We start from the raw sequence: 20,486 nt of genomic DNA on the forward strand, positions 1-20,486 counted from the left end.
ATTGATTCCCATCAGGCTGCTGGCGCATCTCGGATCGTAGACCGACCATACATCTCCCCAGGGAAATTTGAAGGTACAGCTTGGGTAAGGGTTTTTCTTTTTTTGGGTTGGAGGCCTGTCAAGGATCTTGGTGAGAAAGGTGTTGTTTCTGTGAAAAACTTCATTTCTTTTTCCTCTGTCCATTCATTCCAGTCTTTGGCATCACCATTTTCCCATGTGTTCATATGGATAATGTCCAGCTGATTTCCGAAAAAGCACAGACTGAAAGATATCTGATACCCTTTTATTTCTATAGGCTGAAAATAATACCAAAAATACCCGGTTTTTACATCCCACATATTATGATATTGTTCTTTATAAAAATCAGTCTGTTTCAGCTGCTCAAGACTCATTCCCCGATAAAGCTGTATATTGAAGGTTTCAAGCTCTATAACTCCATTTTCACTGTTAATCAGCATGTCCCAAAAAATTGAAGCTATAAATATACCCGTTTTTTCTTTACAGTCAACGAATAATATTTACAGCTTCTGGTAGAAATAGAAATATCGGTGTGTTATTTGGGTTATGGGTTTGAGATTATTAAGGTAGAAGGGATATCAGAAAGCCAAAGACTTTTTGTATCAATGAGATTTTTCCAGCTTTTACTGCTGATCAGCATCAGATCCTGAGAGTTCAGAAATTCTTTCTCAATCTTTTTCTCATTATACAGCGTAATATGATTAGGAGCTACCTGTTCAATACTTCGGATAAGCTCTTTCACCTCAATATTATTTCGGATCTGTCCTGCTGCATCAAGAATGATAACCTGTGAATTGTTGTTATTGATAAGCCTTTTCGCATATTCAAGAAGGTAAAAATCACTCAGGTTAAAGATCGGAACAAAGATCTTGTCCGCTGTTTTAAATTCTTTATCAACAAGGATTCCTACAGGAATAGTCGATTTATCCAAAACCTGAAGCGTCAGATCATCGAAAGGAGAGGTATTGAAAATATTTCCTTTTCCTTTTACGGTGTTCAATAATTTTTCAGGATTAATGATTTTGGTGGTAAATCCTAATAATCTTCCCAGTAAACTTCCCTCATACATGGATTTCCCAAGCATGATCAAAAGAAGATCATAGTTTCCTTTATTGGTAATATTCGTCAGGTCACTTTCAACATCTGTAGAAGCTTTGAAAAGAGTAGTTACTTCAAGCTGAAGCTCATGAGAGGTTTCAATGACATTTTTAAACTGTTCTTTTTCAAAATTTTCAATGTCGAAGGCGTGAAGTTCATCTACAGGAGCAATATTCATCGCAGTTACGCTTTTGTTCCCGTTCATTTTATGGGTAAAGTTATCTGCCAGTTTCAACAGTTTGCTTCCTGCTTTTGCCGTCTCAAAAGAGAGAAGAACTCTGTATTTTGTATCATTATCCTCTTGTTCATCTTCTTCAATCATTGATTTTTTTCCTTTGAAAAGGTAATTGATAAAATCCAGGCATGGCCCTGTCATAAATGTTGTAAATAACGCCATGATAACCAGCATTGCGAAAAGCTCAGGTCCCAGCACTCCTAAATCATAACCGATATTAAGAACGATAAGCTCTGTAAGCCCCCGGGTATTCATCAAGGCGCCTATTGTGAGACTGTCTTTCCAGCTTATTCTTAAAAACCTTGCGGTAAGGGCGCTTCCTACGAATTTCCCGGTAACAGCTGTTAAAATAATCAATCCGCCGATTTTCCAAAGATGAGGATCATTCAATAGCCCGATCTGGGTTCTTAATCCCGTAAATACAAAGAAAAGAGGCAGTAGTAAAACCAGGGCAACATCTTCTATTTTTTCTATGAAAAGATTCCTGAATTTTATGTTTTCCGGCATAATGGCTCCGGCCATAAATGCTCCGAAAAGTGCGTGAATCCCAATAACTTCTGTGGCATATGACGAGATGATAAGAATTAAGAAAAATACAGCAACCAGTGATTTGCTGATGAAACCTTTTCCTTTCTGTGATTCAGCAATTCTATTCAGAAACGGTCTTACCGCCTTTATCATAATGAAAACATAGAGAATAGCCATTAAGATAACGAATACTGATCCTGAGAAAGAGCCTGCTTTTACCACAGCAATTACCGCTGCTAAAATACACCATGCTGTAATATCGTCAGCTGCCGCACAGGTGATTACTACGGTTCCTATCTTGGTTTTGTGAAGGTTTCTTTCCTGAACGATTCTTGCCAAAACCGGAAACGCTGTGATACTCATCGCAATAGCTATAAACAAGGCAAATGAGCTGAACTGAATACCTTCCGGTGCAAATTCTTTATAAATAAAATAAGAAAGTCCCACTCCTAATGCAAAAGGAAAAATAATACTTGCGTGGCTGATCACTACGGCATCATGTGCCTTTTTTCTCAGAACACTAAGGTCAAGCTCCATTCCGACAATATACATGAAGAGAATAAGACCAATCTGACTTAAAAATTGTAGATTAGGAAGAGATTCTTTCGGAAAGATAAAGGCAGAAAGTTCCGGGAAATACAATCCGAAAAGTGACGGCCCCAAAACAATACCTGCAATCATCTCACCAATTACGGAAGGCTGTTTCAGCTTTATACAGATCCATCCGAAAAGTTTGGCTACCAGAATAATGGTCACGATTTGGGTAAGAAGAAGTGCCAAAGGATGATGAAGATTCGCTAGAAAAGAATCTGCGAAATTTTCCCACATCGTAGCCCCTGTAGCTTTGCTCGGAGTAATATTTTCTCCGATTTCCAGTGTTTTGCCCTGGATAAAAAACCAGTACATAAGGCAAGAAAAGAATGCAATGGTACTGATATAAAAGATAATATTTTTGTATTTCCCCAAATTCATGATTCCAATATTTTGATGCAAAGTTGATAAGAATATATTGAGATTAAAATACTCTTGTTTTTAAATGTAATGAATGTTCTAAAAAATGTAATAAAATCTATTTGAATGAATAGCCCAATCCGACTCCTATTTTCCAGCTGCCATTCTGATCCGTCGTTTTGGAATTATAATAAGCAGGAATCTGAAAGGCAATTCTTTTGTAAACTATCGTAAGACCTGCTCCCAATGTAGGCATAATAGGACTGTTTTTGGTTCCTGATGACCTGTCTTCTTTAATCCTTAATGAAGGAAGCATTCCCAATATAAATTTTATATGTTTGTGATTAATACTTACATTTGGCCCTGTAAAGTTAATAAAAGCACCATGATCTACATATCCGGCCACTGCAATCCCGTTAAAAAGAGAAACCTTAATTTTTGAAGGGATTTCCTGAGAAAAACACAAGCCGGATATGAGAAGCCCTGCAGCATAGAAAAAGTTTTTCATTATAAAATCAATTAATTCTATGCAAAAATAAATCGATTTCACACTGAAAAAGGAGTGCTGTAATAAAGGCGGGATATTCTGTAACGAAACCGTAAATATTTGAAGAAGGATTATTTCCCGAATAACTCCATCAAGGAATTTTTATAGGTATCTCCAATCTGAAGTTTCAGAAAGGTATGGTCCTCAGTGGCGATTGTTGTAATAATTTCATTCGTTGAAAATACCTTAATGGAGGAAAGTGCAATGATCTCTTTTTTGTTGATCTGAGCAAAATCTTTGGCTGGAAGCATTTCCAGAAGATTTTTAAAATTCAGGTTTTTTAATACGATGGTGGTTCCATCACTGAGAATGATATCTTTATCCCTGCTGTCAATTTCAGAGGTTTTGATATACGAGATCTGTTCTGTGAATATGACGGTTTTGCCGATATTGGTATTCCATTCTATAAAGTCTTTTTTAGGAAGATTTTCCACCAGTTCTTTAGCTTTTTCGAAGGCCTGGATCAGTCTTTCTTTTTTGATAGGTTTTCTTACGTAATCTACCACATTCAGATCGAAAGCTTCAGCTGCATATTCTTTATAAGCGGTTGTAAAGATAATTTTTTTTGACCCTGAAATAATTTCAGCCACCTGAAGTCCGGTCATTCCGGGCATTTCAATATCCAGAATACACAGATTACAGTCAAGGTTATCTATTTCATTCAAAAAGATTTTAGGATCATTGAATGCTTTTACCACTTCTACATTGTCGATCTGTTCACATAGAAGTTTTAAATAGCTGATGGCTAATAACTCATCATCCAGAATAACGCATTTTATCATAGAATTCTCCTAAATTGATTTTTAATTCTGCAGTAAAGACTCCATTTTTTGAACTTCTTTCCAGGTGGTAGTACGTGCTGTAGATCATTTTAAGCCTTTGATCAAAAGACTGACTTCCGAAACCGCTTTTTTCCTTTTCCAGAATATTCTTTAACGAAGCTTTATTGCTTACTTTCATTGTGAAAATACCATTTTCAAGCTCCATATAAATGGAAATAAAAGAATCCTGAGCCAGGAAATCCGTATGTTTAAAGGCATTTTCAATAAGATCCACAGAAATCAGCGGAGCAAATACCTTTTCTTCATACAAAGGATCAGATTTATTAATCCTTGATTTGATTCTGAAGTCAAAAAGTGGGTTGATCTTGATCTTATTAATTTCAATAAGGCTTAAAGCAAAATTGAGTTCCTCTTTCGGGCTTACATACTTATTATTGCTTTCATATAAAATATAATCCAGTACATTGGCCAGTTTATCCAGTGACATATACGTCTGATAAGCATGAGACTGAACTGAATTAAGAATATTTTTAAACAAATGCGGATTCAGCTTTGTACCGATATGTTCCAGACGGACTTCATTCAGGCGCTGTTCAATAAGTTTGTTGGTTTCCGATAATTTGGTATTTCTCTGCTTCAGTTTCTGATTCTGGCTGAAAAGGTAAATACTGGTCGTAAGAAACAGGAAAATGGCAAAAACTCCGATGAATATCAGATAATCATGAATCATGTAGTAATTGCCGTCCATACTGTGGTATTAAAACTATTTAAGTTTTTTAAGACCGTTTACCATCACTGTTTCTTCACATTTTTCATACGTGATTTCGTAAGACGGATTTTTTTCAGGATAGGTTAAAAGATAGCTCGGACAAGGTTTCTTTTGTGCATGACTGCGGTCAAAATCTACTTTTCCTTTGGTAATGATACTGTCTTTTATAAATTTTTCATCAATCTTGTAGGCTGCCATTGCACTTTTGGCCTCGTCAGAATATTTGAATTCTTTAGAAAGACTTTCAGCAATAACACGGCTGTTCGGTAAATAGCCACTGCAGCTTGCCCCTTTTTTGTTTAAAATAAAAAATACGAGTAAAAGCCCCGGAATGAAGCCTATTGCATAAAATTTCAGTTTTTTCATTAGAAAATTAAAAGATTGATATCGTGGTACGTAAGTCCGAAACGGTCGCAGATGATCTTCTTGGTATGTCTTCCTTTGTACATATATAAGCTCTGCTTCATTTCGTTTTTGCGGATCAGCATGTTTTCAAAGCCGCCCTCTTCGTCATAATTTAAAATATAGGAAAGGAAGAAATTCGAGATAGCCTTAGTGGTAGTTCTCGGCATTCTTGAGGTAAGGTTCGGAAGTCCGCAGTGGATAACACCGTGTTTTATGACATAAGGATCTTCCATGTTAGTTAGTTCTGAGGTTTCAATAACTTTACCGTTGTCTATAGTGATATCAATAATGACACTTCCTTTTTTCATTTTCATCACCATATCTTCAGTGACGATAGGAGTCATATTCAATCTTGGCAGCGCTCCTATCACTACATCAGCACGTCTTAAACTTTTGCTGAGTTCTTTAGGATCAATAATGGAAGTCGGTACTCGGCTGTCAACAATGGTATGAAGTCTTCTCAGTTTAGATAGAGAGTTGTCGAAAACTTTCACACTGGCTCCTAAACCTATTGCTGCTTTTGTAGCAAATTCACCTACAATTCCGGCTCCAAGAATCACTACTTCTGCAGGTCTTACTCCTGTAATGCCTCCCAACATTAAGCCGTTGGATAAAGCTAATAATTCTGAAGCATATAAAATGGAAACAGTTCCTGCAATTTCACCGATTAATCTCACCAGTGCCAGCTGTTTGTATTCATCAACGATAAATTCAAAGGCAATGGCATTTATTTTTTTCTCTGCAAGCTTTAAGAAATATTCCTTGTCTCTGAGATTGATCTGAAGTGCCGAAACCAGATAAGTATTAGGTTTCATGTACTCAATTTCGTCTTCGGTAGGAGGGTTTACCTTCAGAATAAGATCCTGCCCGAAAGCTTCTTTAGGATCATTCGTGATCTTTGCTCCTGATTCGGAATATTGTAAATCTGTAAAAAACGAACCTTCCCCAGACCCGGATTCTATAATAATCTCATGGCCATGCTCTACCAACACCTGTACGGCATCAGGAGTAATGCAGGTTCTCCTCTCGTTGAGACAGGTCTCTTTAGGAATTCCAATACTGAACTGTTTTCCCTTTTTAATAACCTCCAATTTTTCCTCTTTCGGCATCAATTCTTCTTCTGTGAAAGGAGTAAAAATATTTGTACTCATCCTTAAATTAAATTATGTCTTACAGATTGTTATTTACACTCAATTTATGAGCAAAGATACATAATATTTAATCGAATGAAACTTCTCTGTTTTCACCCGTGTTCACAATACTCATTGTGTGATAGTTGAGACCGTAAAGCTCCTCTTCATACACTTCCGGCCACTCGATAATGCATAAAAAAGAGTTGTCCAGATATTCTTCAATTCCGATATCATAGACTTCTTCAATGTTTTTTAAACGGTAAAGATCAAAATGATATACCTTTCCTTTTTCCGTATTATATTCATTGACAATAGAGTAGGTAGGGGAGTTTACCTCATCCTTGCTGCCCATATTTTTAAGCAGAAATTGGGTGAAAGTGGTTTTTCCTGCTCCCAGATTTCCCTTTAGTAACAGGATATTATGTTTTAATTCCGGAATGATGCTATCAACAACTTTCTGCCAGTCTTCGATTGTATGTATAGTGAATTGCATATGCTAATTTATTTTGCAAAAATAATGATAAAACCTACTAAATATAATGCACATGTATTATATAATTGTAAGGTTTTTTTTTATGTGTATTTTTGTACTATGATTTCCAAACAGACCATTGATAAGATATTCTCCACAATCCGGGTTGAAGAGATTGTGGGCGAGTATGTGCAGTTGAAAAGAGCAGGGTCTAACTTTAAAGGGCTCAGTCCTTTTCATGAAGAAAAATCTCCGAGTTTTGTTGTTTCACCAAGCAAACAGATCTGGAAAGATTTCTCAACCGGAAAGGGAGGAACCGCCATCTCTTTCCTTATGGAAATTGAGAATTTTACCTATCCTGAAGCCCTTCGCCATGCGGCAAAAAAGTACGGAATTGAAATTGAAGAAGATCTGCGTGAAATTTCCGAAGAAGCAAAACATGCACAGACTGAAAAAGATCTTTTATATAAAATTCATGAAGTTGCCAATACGTATTTCCAAGAAATTCTTTGGGATGAAGAAGAGGGAAGAAGTATCGGATTGGCTTATTTTAAAGAAAGAGAGCTAAAGGACGATATTATCAGAAAATTCCAGCTGGGATATTCTCCTGAAAAGAAGAATGCCTTTACTGCTTATGCACTGGAAAAAGGATATACCAAGGAAATTCTTGAAAGATCCGGACTTTCTATTTTCCCGGAAAATACTCCTGCAGGAGTAGACCGTTTCAGGGAACGTGTGATTTTTCCTATTCACAGTTTTTCAGGAAGGGTTCTGGGTTTTGGGGCAAGGATTCTTAAGAATAACGTTAAAACTGCAAAATATCTTAATTCGCCGGAAACGGAGATTTATCATAAATCCAATGTTCTTTACGGATTAAATCAAAGTAAACAGGCGATTTCAAGAAAGAACGGCTGTCTTTTGGTGGAAGGATATATGGATGTGATTTCACTTCATATGTCCGGAATTGAAAATGTAGTGGCCAGTTCCGGAACGTCTTTAACAACGGAGCAGATCAAACTGATCAAAAGGCTTACAGAAAACGTAACGATTCTTTTTGATGGTGATAATGCCGGTATCAAAGCCAGTTTCCGAAGTATCGATATGCTGTTGACAGAAGGAATGAACATCCGTGTCTTGCTTTTCCCTGATGGAGATGACCCGGATTCATTTGCCAGAAAACATCCGCAGGAATACGTAGAAAAGTATATTGAAAACGAAGCGATGGATTTCATCGACTTCAAAGCGGAAATTCTGTTGAGGGATGTTGGTAATGACCCTATTAAAAAAGCAGAAGCGATAAGGGATATCGTGAAATCTGTTTCTTTTGTACAGAATGCATTGAAAAGGGAAGTTTACCTTAAAGAGGTTTCCAATAAATTCGGACTTTCTGAGCAGAGTCTTTTCAATGAGCTTGATGTTCAGAAGCAGATCACACAGAATCAGACCCATCATGTTCAGCAGCAACAGAAGGAAAAGGCAGCTCCAAAGATGGAGATTGTTCCTCTGGAAAAGGAAAAAGAAGATCCTTTCCTGTTTGATGTACTGTTTATGGAGAATAAGCTGGTAGATCACATGCTGATGTTTGGAGATATTATTTTGAAAAGGAAAAATGAGCAGAATGAAGAATATCAGATTACGGTTATTGAAGAAATTCTCCATCATTTTGAAGAAGAACAGTATATATTTTTAGTCAAAGAAAATGAGATTATTATCAACCAGGTGAGAGAGGGAATTCAGAAAGATGAACTTAGAAGTGGAAACTTTTTTGTATCTTTTATGGATGAAGAGATTACCACAAAGGTTGTGGATGCTTTGATTCCGCTGGATGATCTTGAAAACTGGGCTTCCAGAAATATTTATCCTCCCAATTATGGAGATAAAGTGGCAGATCAGATCCAGGGAGATGTTTTATTGCATAAATACAGATATATTGATTATTTAATTACAGAAACAGCTAAAGAACTTGATCAGTACAGTACTACAGATGAAGGGAAATATTATGAGCTTATCAAGAAAATTACCTTATTGAAACAGGCTTCGATGCGATTGAGCAATATCATCGAATATTCGCCTATCAAAGGAATCTATGGAGATCGAAAAAGATAGTTTTTAAGTCAGTTTTTTTGGTATTCTATGACAAAAAGTCCTATAAAATTTTAGGAATAAATATTGTAATTTAAACATCGAGAATAATATAAAAATAATACATAATAGAAATATGGACATTAAAAAGGATTTCAGAGACTTCTCTGTAAAACATTTAGGAAACAACGGTTTGGTTACCGATCAGTATATGGGAATGTATGGCCCAACGAATCTTACTCCGTACATCATGGAAGAAAGAAGATTAAACGTTGCTCAGATGGACGTTTTCTCCCGTTTGATGATGGACAGAATTATCTTCCTGGGAACAGGTATTGATGATCAGGTGGCAAACATCGTTACGGCACAGCTTTTATTCTTAGAAAGTGCTGACCCATCAAAAGATATTCAGATCTATATCAACTCTCCCGGCGGAAGTGTTTATGCAGGTTTAGGTATTTATGACACCATGCAGATCATTAAGCCAGATGTAGCTACTATCTGTACAGGGATGGCTGCTTCAATGGGAGCTGTATTATTGGTTGCCGGAGAAAAAGGAAAACGTTCTGCGCTTAAGCACTCAAGAGTAATGATTCACCAGCCTTCAGGAGGTGCTCAGGGAGTTGCTTCTGATATGGAGATCAACTTGAGAGAGATGCTGAAATTGAAGCAGGAACTTTATGAAATTATCGGTCACCATTCAGGACAAACTTACGAGTGGGTAGAAAAATCTTCTGACAGAGATTACTGGATGACTTCTGAGGAAGCTAAAGGCTACGGAATGGTAGATGAGGTTCTTCAAAGATCTACAGAGAAAAAATAATTGATTGTAAAATCATAAGAAACCGCACCGATTTGGTGCGGTTTTTTTTGTTGGATTAATTATGAATTTTAAACTGTATTGACTGTTTAGATTCCTGCGGAATGACACAATTGAAATGATGGTTTATACATACAGTTTGTCATTCCGTAGGAATCCAGCCGCAATCATTCAAGAAGAAATACTTCAGACGGAATCTCAATCCAGACCAAATTCCAATTGAAGACGTAAAAATTCCCATCCTTTGGAGGGTGGTTTTGCATATCCACTTTAACTATTTCTTAACAACCTTAGGATAAATACTGAATTTTTTCTTCGCAACGGAAAACGCCTAAAGTTAGCTGTGCTTCACTTTGGTTCTATTGTTAAAATACAATTATCATTATATTCAAGATCAGTTTATAATCAATTTCTATTTTCGCAGCCATAAAAGTGAATATGAAAAAATTACTATTGTCTGTTGTAGTGCTGGCAGTATTGGCTTCATGTAAAAGTGATGATGATACCACAATGATTAATCAGGATATTAATTATTCCAAACTCCCTCAGGAATTTCCGTTTACAAAACTGGCTACGATAAACGGAGTAGATGTCATTAATGGCGGATTTGGTTCCGGAGCAGCAGCTCATCCTACAAGAAAAGGAGAATTCTATGTCATTACAGACAGAGGACCAAATACTGACTTTCAGAATGGTAAAAAGTTTCTAGCTCCTAACTTTACTCCAACGATTATGCATTTTAAAATTAATGCTGACGGAAATGTAGAGGTAGTCAAATATATTAAACTTAAAAATCCATCCGGGCAACCTATTACGGGATTACCAAATCCGGTAGGGATGGGAAGTACGGGGGAAATTGCTTATGATGCTTCCGGAAATGTTTTAGGTACTGATCAGTATGGACTGGACAGTGAAAGTATTGTAGCAGCAGCAGACGGTACATTCTGGGTTTCTGATGAATATGGACCGCATATTGTGCATTACAGTGCAGACGGAGTAGAAATGGAAAGAATAAGCCCGATAGGTGTAAATACCGGAACAAGAAAATTACCTGCTGTGTTAGCAAAGAGAAGAGCCAACAGAGGAATGGAAGGACTGTGTATTACTCCAGACGGAAGAACGCTGGTAGGAACGATACAGTCGATGATGCTTGTACCCAGCAAAGCATTGGCAACCAATACCAATTTAACGAGAATTGTCACCTTTGATATTATTACAGGGCAGACCAAACAGTTTTTGTATAAACAGGATGGAGGCGCTTCAGATTCAGTATGTGATATTACTGCATTAAGTAACAATGAATTCCTGGTGATTGAAAGAGATGGGAATTTCGGATCTCAGGGAGGAATTAAAAAAGTATACAGGATTAACCTGAGCAATGCTTCCGATGTGAACGGAACTGATATTGCTGCCGTAGATGGTATGAAAGTGAATGGAAAAGCCTTAGAGCAATGCTCATGGGATGAAATTACGAATGCCGGGATAAAAACTGTTACCAAAACATTAGCTGTAGATCTGGTTGCAAAACTGGGCTATGAACATGATAAGTTTGAGGGAATTGTTTATTTAGGAAATAATAAACTGGCTGTTTTCAATGATGATGATTTTGGAGTAGTGGATGATGGAAATGGTAACCCAAAAGCTAAGATTCTTCCTAAAACAGGGAAGGTAGATAAAGGAACTATGTATGTAGTCGATATTCAATAATTAGATTTTTTTAACGGAAAACGGCGGCATCTTCGATGCCGCCGTTTTTATTTATCAATAGGAGCGGACTTTATCCAGAGCCTATTTTTTTGAATATTAGTTAAAACCCTCAATGATCTTAGAGAAATCCTCTAATTTCAAAGCAGCTCCTCCAATAAGACCTCCGTCGATATCCGGCTGAGAGAAAATTTCTTTTGCATTGTCTGGCTTTACAGATCCTCCATAAAGGATTGAAATTTCATCAGCAACTTCCTGTCCATATTTTGCAGCGATGATACTTCTGATGTGTGCATGAATTTCCTGAGCCTGCTCCGGACTTGCCGTTTCTCCTGTTCCGATAGCCCAAACCGGTTCGTAAGCAATCACTACCTTCTTGATTTCTTCAGCAGAAAGTGTAAAAAGAGCGACTTCAGTCTGATTTTTTACCACTTCCAGATGTTGTCCTGCTTTTCTCTGCTCAAGAGTTTCTCCGTTACAGTAAACAGGAATAAGACCTTTGTCAAGTGCTAATTTGATTTTTCTGTTACAGTGAGAATCTGTTTCTCCGTGATACTGTCTTCTTTCAGAGTGTCCGATCAATGAACCGGTAGCATCGATAGATTCCAGCATATCTGCAGAAATTTCTCCTGTGTAAGCTCCGCTTTCATACTCGCTCATATCCTGAGAAAATACTCCGATTTCATCCTTTTCAAAGATGTCTTTTGCCATCATCAAATATAATGCTGGTGGAGCGATCCAAACCTCACAGTGGGTAGCATTGTTGTTTTTATAGCTTAGTAACTGAATCATCAATTGTTGTGCATCAATTACATTTTTGTTCATTTTCCAGTTTCCTGCAACTATTTTTCTTCTCATAACATTTATTATATTTATTTACTTCATTTATTTATTTATTTCGTGATTATAATCCCCAAAGGTTTTTCAGCAGAACGTAGAAAGTATGCTCCTCTTCAGTTACTTTATTATCCGCTTTGATCAATGATTTTGCAAACTGAACAAACTTTACACGTTCATCTTCTGTAGAATCATCATGGAAACATCTTGCATGAAATTCAAAATGATCTTTCCATTCTTCGGGCTGTAAAAGAGCCAGTGTTTCCAATTCGTTGTCAAGATTCATTCTGAACGGAAATTCATCCGCCATATATTGCTGAACCAGCATTCCTTCCTCAGGAGCAAACTCTCCGTCTACAGAAGAAAGAATCATTAATAAGTGATATCCGGCGATTGATTTATTTGATTTTTGCATGAGCTGTTGTATGTTTAAGTTTAGTGTTTAAATTTGATAGTTGATCTACGATTATTTCTCGTAAAGACCTATCATTCATCATTCATCATTTATAATTATTTAACGTAGTCCTTTGCAGGCTGTTTGTCTATAATTTTTCCATTCTCAAGAATCAGTACAAACGGGTTGCTTCTTGCTATGGTTTTGATGGCAGTTCCGTCCATCATTGCGTTTTTAATGGTTTTAAAAGTATTGGGATAGGTAGAAACTCCATAGATAAGAGCTCCTTTTTGTGTATTTACTTTAGCTTCCACCTTCTGAAGCAGATCAGCAGAAATATCTTTTGGATGATAAGAGAATACCAAAACGGCTTTTGGAGCGTTGATGATCTCGTTCGTAACCTCCATTCCTGTAGGATCTTCAATCTTAAATTTCACAATTTCAGATTTGTAACCTTCTTTGATCAGTACAGATTCATTTTTTCCTTCCTCAATTTTCCAGGGAGAACCTTCTGCCCAGTATTCTGTTTTTTTGATATAAGCATCCTGATTTACCTTTATAACAACCCCTGTTTTCTGGTTTTTCAGAGAATAAAAAGTCTTATATTCAGAAGGATTTTTTTCAATTTTTCCTTTTTCACCTTTAATGTCCGTTCCTATTTTATAATCACGGAAATCAATGATCGGTTCATGCATAATCCCTTGTGCCATCACATAAATCATTCCCAGTGAAAAAACTGTTAAAAGGATATATTTAAATGTATTGGAAGACTCTTTCTTGGTCACTCCATACTCATCTTTTTTACGGAAATCTTTTCTGTACAAGACAAATAATATGATCAATCCTACCAGAAGCACAATATCCTTAAGAAAGCTCTGCCAAGGTGTAAATTTGAGGGCATCTCCAAAACATCCACAGTCTGTTACCACATTGAAATAGGCTGAATAAAACGTAAGGAATCCAAAGAAAATACAAAGCGCAATTAATATGGATAAGGTAAACTTAAGCTTTAATTTAAGCAGTAACATAAATCCTAAGAAAAGCTCCAGTACCACTACGATAATGGAAAAAAGCAGGGCAAACTTTTCTAAAAACGGCATGTTGAAAACAGGAGGAGCAAAATATTCTTCCATTTTGAAAGAAAAACCTACCAGATCCACGGCTTTCACAAAGCCTGAAAGGATAAAAATAACAGCAATAATAAAGCGTAATAAACCTTTGAGCATATTAAATATTTTTGGGTTCGAATTGATTTTCTTTTTCTGAGAACTTGATCAGGCAGAAGACAGCATAATTCAGCATATCGAAATAGTTGGCGTCAAGCCCTTCTGAGACGATCGTTTTTCCCTGATTATCCTCAATCTGTTTAGTTCTTAATACTTTCTGATAAATAAGATCTGTGATCGAAGAAATTCTCATATCTCTCCATGCCTCACCATAATCATGATTTTTTCTCTCCATTAAAGCTTTCGCTTCGTTGGAATATTGGTCATACAGACCTAAAATTTCTTCTTTATTTTCATTGAAATCATTGGAAAGACCCTTCTCCAGCTGAATAAGTCCAATGATAGAGTAATTGACAATTGCGATAAATTCATCTTCTTCACTCTCATCCACCATTTTTTTATCAGTCATCTGCAGCGTACGGATTCTGTTCACTTTGATATAAATCTGATCCGTAATAGAGCTTGGTCTTAAAACCCTCCATGCTGCACCGTAATCCTGTAATTTTTTACCGAAAAGATCACGACACTGACTGATAACTTTCTCGAACTGTACTGATGTTTTTAACATAAATTTTCTTAATCTTCCAAATATACGAATTCGGTTTTAGATTTTTGAATTTGATGAGCTGAGTTTGTGAGTGAGAGGGTTTGAGAGGGTGTCTCCAGCTTCTGGCTTCCAGACAATAATTTCTAATTTCTAGCTTCCTACCTCTTATTAAAACATCATAAATCACTAATTTTGCAGTACAAAAATCATGATCAATTATAAAATCCATGCTCTCTAAGTCTCCAATTCTCCAGCCCTCCAACGCTCCAACCTACTCAATCAATTGTAATGGTCGTTTAGTACAGCTTGATACTCCAAAAATCATGGGAATCCTCAATCTGACTCCGGATTCATTTTCTGATGGCGGGAAATTCAATGAGGAAAAATCAGCTTTGAAACATGCAGAAAAACTGTTGAAAGATGGCGCAGAAATACTGGATATCGGACCTCAGTCTACACGCCCCAATGCAGAATTTTTAAGTGCTGCAGAAGAAATAAACCGAATCGGAAATATCATTTCTCTGATCAAAAAAGAATTTCCGGAAGTCTTGATTTCTCTTGATACTTTTTATGCAGCAACAGTAAAATTTGGTTTCAATGAAGGAATTGATCTGATCAATGATATCTCAGGCGGTCAGTATGATGTAGAAATGTTTGATACAGCTGCTGAAACGAAACTTCCCTACATTTTGATGCATGTAAATCCTTCCTACAAAACTATGCACGATAAAATAAAGTTTGAAGATATTACACTGGAAGTGAACCAATATTTTGCTAAAAAGACAAAAGAACTTTTAGAAAAAGGAGTGAATGACATCATTCTTGATCCTGGTTTTGGTTTCGGAAAAACAGGAGAAGATCAGATGAAAATGATCCATGAAGTTGAATATCTCGGATTTGGAAAATTTCCCCTTTTAATAGGTATTTCCAGAAAGTCATTTATCTACAAACCTCTTGGGAAATCACCTTTGGATATCAATGAAGAAACGCAAAAACTTCATATGAAAGTACTAGAACAGGGAGCAAAGATTGTAAGGGTTCATGATGTGGCTGAAGCAAAGGAAACGCTTACCCAGTTTTTACGGAAAAAATAAAAAGTGTAAAAAAACTTGTGAGTAATTAAAAAGTTTATACATTTGCAGTATGAATTTTACAAATCAGAAAAATATTATTGTCATTTCTATTATTGCTGCTGTCATTAACAGCAGGAAGGAAACGGCATTTTAGATAGATTTAAATTTAAATTATATATAGAACCGTTTCAAATTATGAAACGGTTTTTTTTGTTTTATTTTTTTACAATAAAAAGTATGTATCAGTTATTATCAGTAATTATTATCGTCATTATTATTCCCTTGCGTCTGTGAGAAGGAAGATGTATGACTGTACATATATTGAGCCCTCTCACAGCGTGAGAGGGCTTTTTTTATTCCCTTTTGTTAATTTTTTAAACCTCTATAACATGTATTACAACGACGACACGACCATCTACTTTGACGGAAAATTTATGAAAGCGAAAGATGCCGGAACAGATCTGTATGGACAATCACTTCACTATGGTTACTCAGTTTTTGAAGGAATTAAATCTTACAGCACCGATCATGGAGCCAGGATTTTCAAAGCACAAGAACATTATGAAAGGCTAAAAAGATCAGCTGAATTAATGCATATTCCCTTCGATTATTCCGTGAACCAGCTTACAGAACTTACATATGAACTTCTGGATCGTAATGGTTTTACTGATGCTTATATCCGTCCGTTGGTCACGTGTTCACCCAATATGTCCCTTTCAAAAGGACAAAAATCTTATCTGTCACTTCTTGCCTGGGAATGGAATAACGGCTATCTGGCAGATAAAATGAAAATTATGACTTCCCCTTTTCAACGTCCTAATCCTAAAGCTTTCAAGGTTGAAGCCAAAGTAGGAGGACATTATGTAAACTCAATATTGGCCTGTCAGGATGCCAAAGACAAAGGTTACGATGAAGCGCTGGTATTGGATGAAAACGGAAATGTTGCCGAAAGCTCTGGTGCCAATGTGTTCTACGAAAAAGACGGGGTTTTATTTACTCCGGCCAAAGGAAGCATCCTTCCGGGAATCACCAGACAAACCGTTATGGAGATTTGTAATGAGCTTGATATCCCTGTAGAAGAAACATTTTTTAAACCGGAAGAAATGCGTGGTGCAGATGCTGGCTTTTTCTGTGGTACAGCAGCAGAAATTGTTGCCCTGGATTCTCTTGATGATGTTCCTTTCACCAGAAATTGGGAAGAGACTTCAAGTGGAAGAGTACAGCAGGCATATTTGAAATTGGTAAGAGTTCTGTCATTGTAGATTTTAAGAATTTAAATATTTGATTATCAGGTGAATATGTCTGTTTTTTAAACGATTGAATATTGTAATTTTTATAAAAATTGAAAATGAAAAGAATATTACAAAATGTAGTTTTGGATCAAAATTTAGTAAAGAACTCCATTTTAAAGAAAGGAAAATAATAGAAAATGCAGGAAAGATATGTTAAATAAATATTCGAAAACATTCACGCAAAACAGTGAACAACCCGCAGCCAAAGCAATGTTGTACGGGATAGGATTTACAGAAGAAGATATGCACAAGGCTCAGGTCGGAATTGCCAGTATGGGTTATGACGGAAATACCTGCAATATGCATTTGAATGATTTGGCTCAGGTTGTAAAAAAGGGAACATGGAATCATGGGTTAGCCGGATTAATTTTTAACACAATTGGAGTTAGTGACGGGATGAGCAACGGAACAGATGGAATGCGCTATTCTCTGGTAAGCCGTGATGTAATTGCAGACAGTATAGAAGCCATCTGCGGAGCACAGTACTATGACGGACTGATTGCATTGCCGGGCTGCGACAAAAATATGCCGGGAACTATTATTGCAATGGGAAGGCTGAACAGACCATCCATCATGGTTTACGGAGGAACTATTGCGCCCGGTTGCTACAAAGGTGAACAGCTTAACATTGTTTCTGCTTTTGAGGCTTTGGGAAAAAAGATTGCAGGAGAAATAACAGAAGAAGATTTTGATGGGGTTGTAAAGAATTCCTGTCCGGGAGCAGGCGCATGTGGTGGAATGTATACCGCCAATACAATGGCCTCAGCGATAGAAGCATTAGGAATGAGTCTTCCGTATTCCTCTTCTAACCCTGCTCTGAGTAAAGAAAAACAGGAAGAATGTCATGAAGCAGGAAAATATCTGAAAATATTATTGGAAAAAGACATCAAACCATCAGATATCATGACCCGTAAAGCTTTTGAAAATGCTTTGCGCATGATTGTTATTCTTGGAGGAAGTACCAATGCTGTTTTACATTTCATAGCCATGGCAAAAAGTGTAGGAGTGCCTCTTACTCAGGATGATTTCCAGAAGATGAGTGATGTAACTCCGGTATTGGCAGACCTAAAGCCAAGCGGAAAATATCTGATGCAGGATCTGTATGAACACGGAGGAATACCATCAGTAATGAAATACCTTTTAAACCAAGGATTATTACACGGTGATTGTGTAACGGTAACCGGAAAAACATTAGCCGAAAATTTAGAAAATGTTCCGGATCTGGATTTCAATACACAGAAAATCATAAAACCATTGTCAGAACCTGTAAAAGCTACCGGACATTTGAGAATACTGTACGGAAATCTTGCTGAAAAAGGAAGTGTGGCAAAGATCACAGGGAAAGAAGGAGAACGTTTTGTAGGAAAAGCCCGCGTATTTGATGGCGAAAAGAACCTGATCAGAGGAATTCAGGATGGAACCGTACAGCATGGTGACGTTATCGTCATCCGAAATGAAGGTCCGAAAGGTGCTCCCGGAATGCCCGAAATGCTTAAACCCACGAGTGCACTGATTGGTGCAGGTCTGGGAAGCAGTGTCGCCTTGATTACAGACGGAAGATTTAGCGGAGGAACCCATGGATTTGTAGTAGGGCATATCACTCCGGAAGCTCACGAAGGAGGCCTGATCGCCTTTGTAAACGATGATGACCTGATTGAAATTGATGCTGTAAACAACACGATACAGCTCAAAGTTTCAGAAGAAGAAATAAAAAGAAGAAAGGAAGGATGGCAAAAACCACCTCTTAAAGTACAGAAAGGATTGCTTTATAAATATGCATTAACAGTATCATCAGCGGCAGAAGGCTGTGTAACGGACGAAATCACTCAATAAAAGTATATGGAAAACCTGAATTTATCAACAGAAATACAACTTAGCGGAAGCCGGATCATTCTTGAAGCTTTTCTTCAGGAAGGGGTGAAAACCGTTTTCGGATATCCGGGAGGGGCTATTATTCCTATTTATGATGCCCTTTACGACTATCAGGAGAACCTGAAACATGTGCTTGTACGTCACGAACAGGCTGCCGTACATGCGGCGCAGGGTCTGGCAAGAGTTTCAGGAGAAGCCGGTGTCGTATTGGCAACCAGTGGTCCCGGAGCAACCAATCTTGTAACAGGACTGGCTGATGCTCTACTGGATAATACTCCTCTGGTATGCATTACAGGGCAGGTTTTTGAACACCTTCTCGGAACCGATGCCTTTCAGGAAATAGATGTGATGAACGTTACAAGTCCGGTTACCAAATGGAATTATCAGGTGACCGATGCCAATGAGCTTCCTGAAGTATTGGCAAAAGCATTCTACATAGCAAAATCAGGTCGCCCTGGTCCTGTCCTGATTGATGTTACCAAAAATGCCCAGCTGCAACCTGTTGATTATAAAGGATATTCTCCATGTTATTCATTGAGAAGTTATAAACCCAATCCTGATCCATGTTTTGAAAGTATTGAAAAAGCGGCTTTGCTGATCAATGAGGCAGAAAAACCATTCATTATCGCCGGACAGGGGATTATGTTGGGGAATGCTGAAAAAGAGTTTTTAGAGTTTGCCGAAAAATCTGGAATTCCGGTGGCATGGACGGTTTTAGGAATGAGTGCTATTCCTACCGATCATCCACAAGCCGTTGGAATGGTAGGAATGCATGGAAACTATGGACCGAATATATTAACCAATGAATGTGATGTTTTGATTGCTGTCGGAATGCGCTTCGATGACCGCGTAACAGGAAGACTGGATCAGTATGCGAAACAGGCAAAAATCATTCATCTGGATATAGATAAAGCAGAGATCAATAAAAATGTAAAAGTAGATATTCCGGTTCTTGGAAACTGTAAACATACCCTTCCATTTCTTACAAAATGGATTGCAAAAAGAGAATACCCGGAATGGCATGAAAGATTTAAAAACTGTCATGAAATTGAAAATAACAGTCTCATCAATACAGAGCTTTATCCTGAAGAAGGAGAAATTACTATGGGAGAAGTCATCCGTTATCTGAACGAGATGACTGAAGGAGAGGCGGTCATTGTAACAGACGTGGGACAGCATCAGATGGCAACATGCCGTTATTCTAAATTTAAGAATTCCCGTACCAATGTAACGAGTGGCGGATTGGGAACCATGGGGTTTTGTCTTCCTGCTGCAATAGGAGCATCTTATGCAGGGACTGGCCGTCCTGTAATTGCTGTCATGGGAGATGGAGGTGCTCAAATGAATATTCAGGAATTGGGAACCATTATGCAGTATCATCCGGAGGTCAAAATATTAATTCTTAATAACTGTTATCTGGGAATGGTAAGGCAATGGCAGGAATTGTTTCACGAAGAAAGATATTCCTCAGTGGATATTCAGAGTCCCGACTTTGTTCAGGTGGCAAAAGGATATAATATCCCGGGAAATAAAGTGTCTGAAAGAAAAGATCTGGAATGGGCACTTCGCCAGATGCTTGATCACAACGGCGCTTTTCTTCTTGAGGTCATGACGGGAAAAGAACATAATGTATTTCCAATGATTCCTCAGGGAAAAAGTGTTTCAGAAATCGTACTGAATAATAAATTTTAAAAATAAAAA

The 20,486-nt window shown here is 37.4% G+C and carries 19 protein-coding genes; 7 read left to right on the forward strand and 12 right to left on the reverse strand.

The window, feature by feature from the left end:
- Positions 1–11 precede the first annotated feature (11 nt).
- The 8 genes from ACTJIP_RS06680 to tsaE all read right to left on the reverse strand — a co-directional run bounded on the left by ACTJIP_RS06680 (position 12) and on the right by tsaE (position 6,959).
- Positions 12–458: a hypothetical protein gene (locus ACTJIP_RS06680; protein WP_440704274.1), complete on the reverse strand. Its 447-nt coding sequence runs from the start codon at positions 456–458 to the stop codon at positions 12–14.
- A gap of 104 nt (positions 459–562) precedes the next feature.
- Positions 563–2,851 (reverse strand): cation:proton antiporter, encoded by a 2,289-nt coding sequence (locus ACTJIP_RS06685; protein WP_228408727.1) that lies wholly within the window; start codon positions 2,849–2,851, stop codon positions 563–565.
- Positions 2,852–2,948: 97 nt separating this feature from the next.
- Positions 2,949–3,338, reverse strand: a complete 390-nt coding sequence (locus ACTJIP_RS06690) for a hypothetical protein (protein WP_180565444.1) — start codon at positions 3,336–3,338, stop codon at positions 2,949–2,951.
- Between the two features lie 110 nt (positions 3,339–3,448).
- Positions 3,449–4,159, reverse strand: coding sequence for a LytR/AlgR family response regulator transcription factor (locus ACTJIP_RS06695; protein ID WP_077415440.1), 711 nt, complete (start codon positions 4,157–4,159; stop codon positions 3,449–3,451).
- Positions 4,134–4,907 (reverse strand): histidine kinase, encoded by a 774-nt coding sequence (locus ACTJIP_RS06700; RefSeq protein WP_077415438.1) that lies wholly within the window; start codon positions 4,905–4,907, stop codon positions 4,134–4,136. Before ACTJIP_RS06700 ends, ACTJIP_RS06695 begins: the two co-directional genes overlap by 26 nt.
- 15 nt (positions 4,908–4,922) lie before the next feature.
- Entirely contained in the window at positions 4,923–5,294 is a 372-nt protein-coding gene (locus tag ACTJIP_RS06705) for a DUF4258 domain-containing protein (RefSeq protein ID WP_077415436.1), read from the reverse strand.
- Positions 5,294–6,484 carry an alanine dehydrogenase gene (locus tag ACTJIP_RS06710; RefSeq protein WP_180565445.1) on the reverse strand — a complete coding sequence of 397 codons (1,191 nt, stop codon included), beginning with the start codon at positions 6,482–6,484 and terminating at the stop codon, positions 5,294–5,296. The genes ACTJIP_RS06705 and ACTJIP_RS06710 overlap by 1 nt, the downstream gene beginning before the upstream one ends.
- Positions 6,485–6,551: 67 nt before the next feature.
- Complete coding sequence (tsaE, locus tag ACTJIP_RS06715; RefSeq protein ID WP_077415432.1) at positions 6,552–6,959, reverse strand: tRNA (adenosine(37)-N6)-threonylcarbamoyltransferase complex ATPase subunit type 1 TsaE; 408 nt, start codon at positions 6,957–6,959, stop codon at positions 6,552–6,554.
- A 99-nt stretch (positions 6,960–7,058) separates the two neighbouring features.
- Here tsaE and dnaG point away from each other — a divergent pair, with 99 nt between their 5' ends.
- From dnaG to ACTJIP_RS06730, 3 genes are all read left to right on the forward strand, one after another.
- On the forward strand, positions 7,059–9,044 hold the full coding sequence (gene dnaG / locus ACTJIP_RS06720; RefSeq protein ID WP_077415431.1) for a DNA primase: 1,986 nt from the start codon (positions 7,059–7,061) through the stop codon (positions 9,042–9,044).
- A gap of 112 nt (positions 9,045–9,156) precedes the next feature.
- A complete protein-coding gene (gene clpP, locus ACTJIP_RS06725) occupies positions 9,157–9,843 on the forward strand; it encodes an ATP-dependent Clp endopeptidase proteolytic subunit ClpP (RefSeq protein ID WP_034726592.1) in 687 nt (228 codons plus the stop codon).
- Positions 9,844–10,278: 435 nt separating this feature from the next.
- A complete protein-coding gene (locus tag ACTJIP_RS06730) occupies positions 10,279–11,547 on the forward strand; it encodes an esterase-like activity of phytase family protein (protein WP_440704275.1) in 1,269 nt (422 codons plus the stop codon).
- A gap of 96 nt (positions 11,548–11,643) precedes the next feature.
- Here the strand turns inward: ACTJIP_RS06730 and tpiA are convergent, their stop codons facing one another.
- The 4 genes from tpiA to ACTJIP_RS06750 form a co-directional block, all read right to left on the reverse strand.
- Complete coding sequence (gene tpiA, locus ACTJIP_RS06735; RefSeq protein WP_077415427.1) at positions 11,644–12,402, reverse strand: triose-phosphate isomerase; 759 nt, start codon at positions 12,400–12,402, stop codon at positions 11,644–11,646.
- A gap of 46 nt (positions 12,403–12,448) precedes the next feature.
- Positions 12,449–12,796, reverse strand: coding sequence for a TerB family tellurite resistance protein (locus ACTJIP_RS06740; RefSeq protein WP_077415425.1), 348 nt, complete (start codon positions 12,794–12,796; stop codon positions 12,449–12,451).
- Between the two features lie 95 nt (positions 12,797–12,891).
- Entirely contained in the window at positions 12,892–14,001 is a 1,110-nt protein-coding gene (locus tag ACTJIP_RS06745) for a BT_3928 family protein (RefSeq protein ID WP_219072376.1), read from the reverse strand.
- A gap of 1 nt (position 14,002) precedes the next feature.
- On the reverse strand, positions 14,003–14,569 hold the full coding sequence (locus ACTJIP_RS06750) for a DUF1599 domain-containing protein (RefSeq protein WP_219072377.1): 567 nt from the start codon (positions 14,567–14,569) through the stop codon (positions 14,003–14,005).
- 206 nt (positions 14,570–14,775) lie between these two features.
- On the opposite strand from ACTJIP_RS06750, the gene folP reads away from it, so the two are divergent.
- The 4 genes from folP to ilvB all read left to right on the forward strand — a co-directional run bounded on the left by folP (position 14,776) and on the right by ilvB (position 20,477).
- Entirely contained in the window at positions 14,776–15,642 is an 867-nt protein-coding gene (folP, locus tag ACTJIP_RS06755; protein ID WP_077415419.1) for a dihydropteroate synthase, read from the forward strand.
- 368 nt (positions 15,643–16,010) lie between these two features.
- The gene (ilvE, locus tag ACTJIP_RS06760) at positions 16,011–16,883 is read left to right on the forward strand and encodes a branched-chain-amino-acid transaminase (protein ID WP_077415417.1); all 873 of its coding nucleotides are present in this window, start codon (positions 16,011–16,013) and stop codon (positions 16,881–16,883) included.
- Between the two features lie 180 nt (positions 16,884–17,063).
- Positions 17,064–18,746: a dihydroxy-acid dehydratase gene (gene ilvD, locus ACTJIP_RS06765; RefSeq protein ID WP_428169110.1), complete on the forward strand. Its 1,683-nt coding sequence runs from the start codon at positions 17,064–17,066 to the stop codon at positions 18,744–18,746.
- A 6-nt stretch (positions 18,747–18,752) separates the two neighbouring features.
- Entirely contained in the window at positions 18,753–20,477 is a 1,725-nt protein-coding gene (gene ilvB, locus ACTJIP_RS06770; RefSeq protein ID WP_440704276.1) for a biosynthetic-type acetolactate synthase large subunit, read from the forward strand.
- The last annotated feature ends 9 nt before the right edge of the window (positions 20,478–20,486 follow it).

Origin of the sequence: Chryseobacterium sp. 22543 (assembly GCF_052044565.1) — a bacterium.
GTDB lineage: Bacteria > Bacteroidota > Bacteroidia > Flavobacteriales > Weeksellaceae > Chryseobacterium.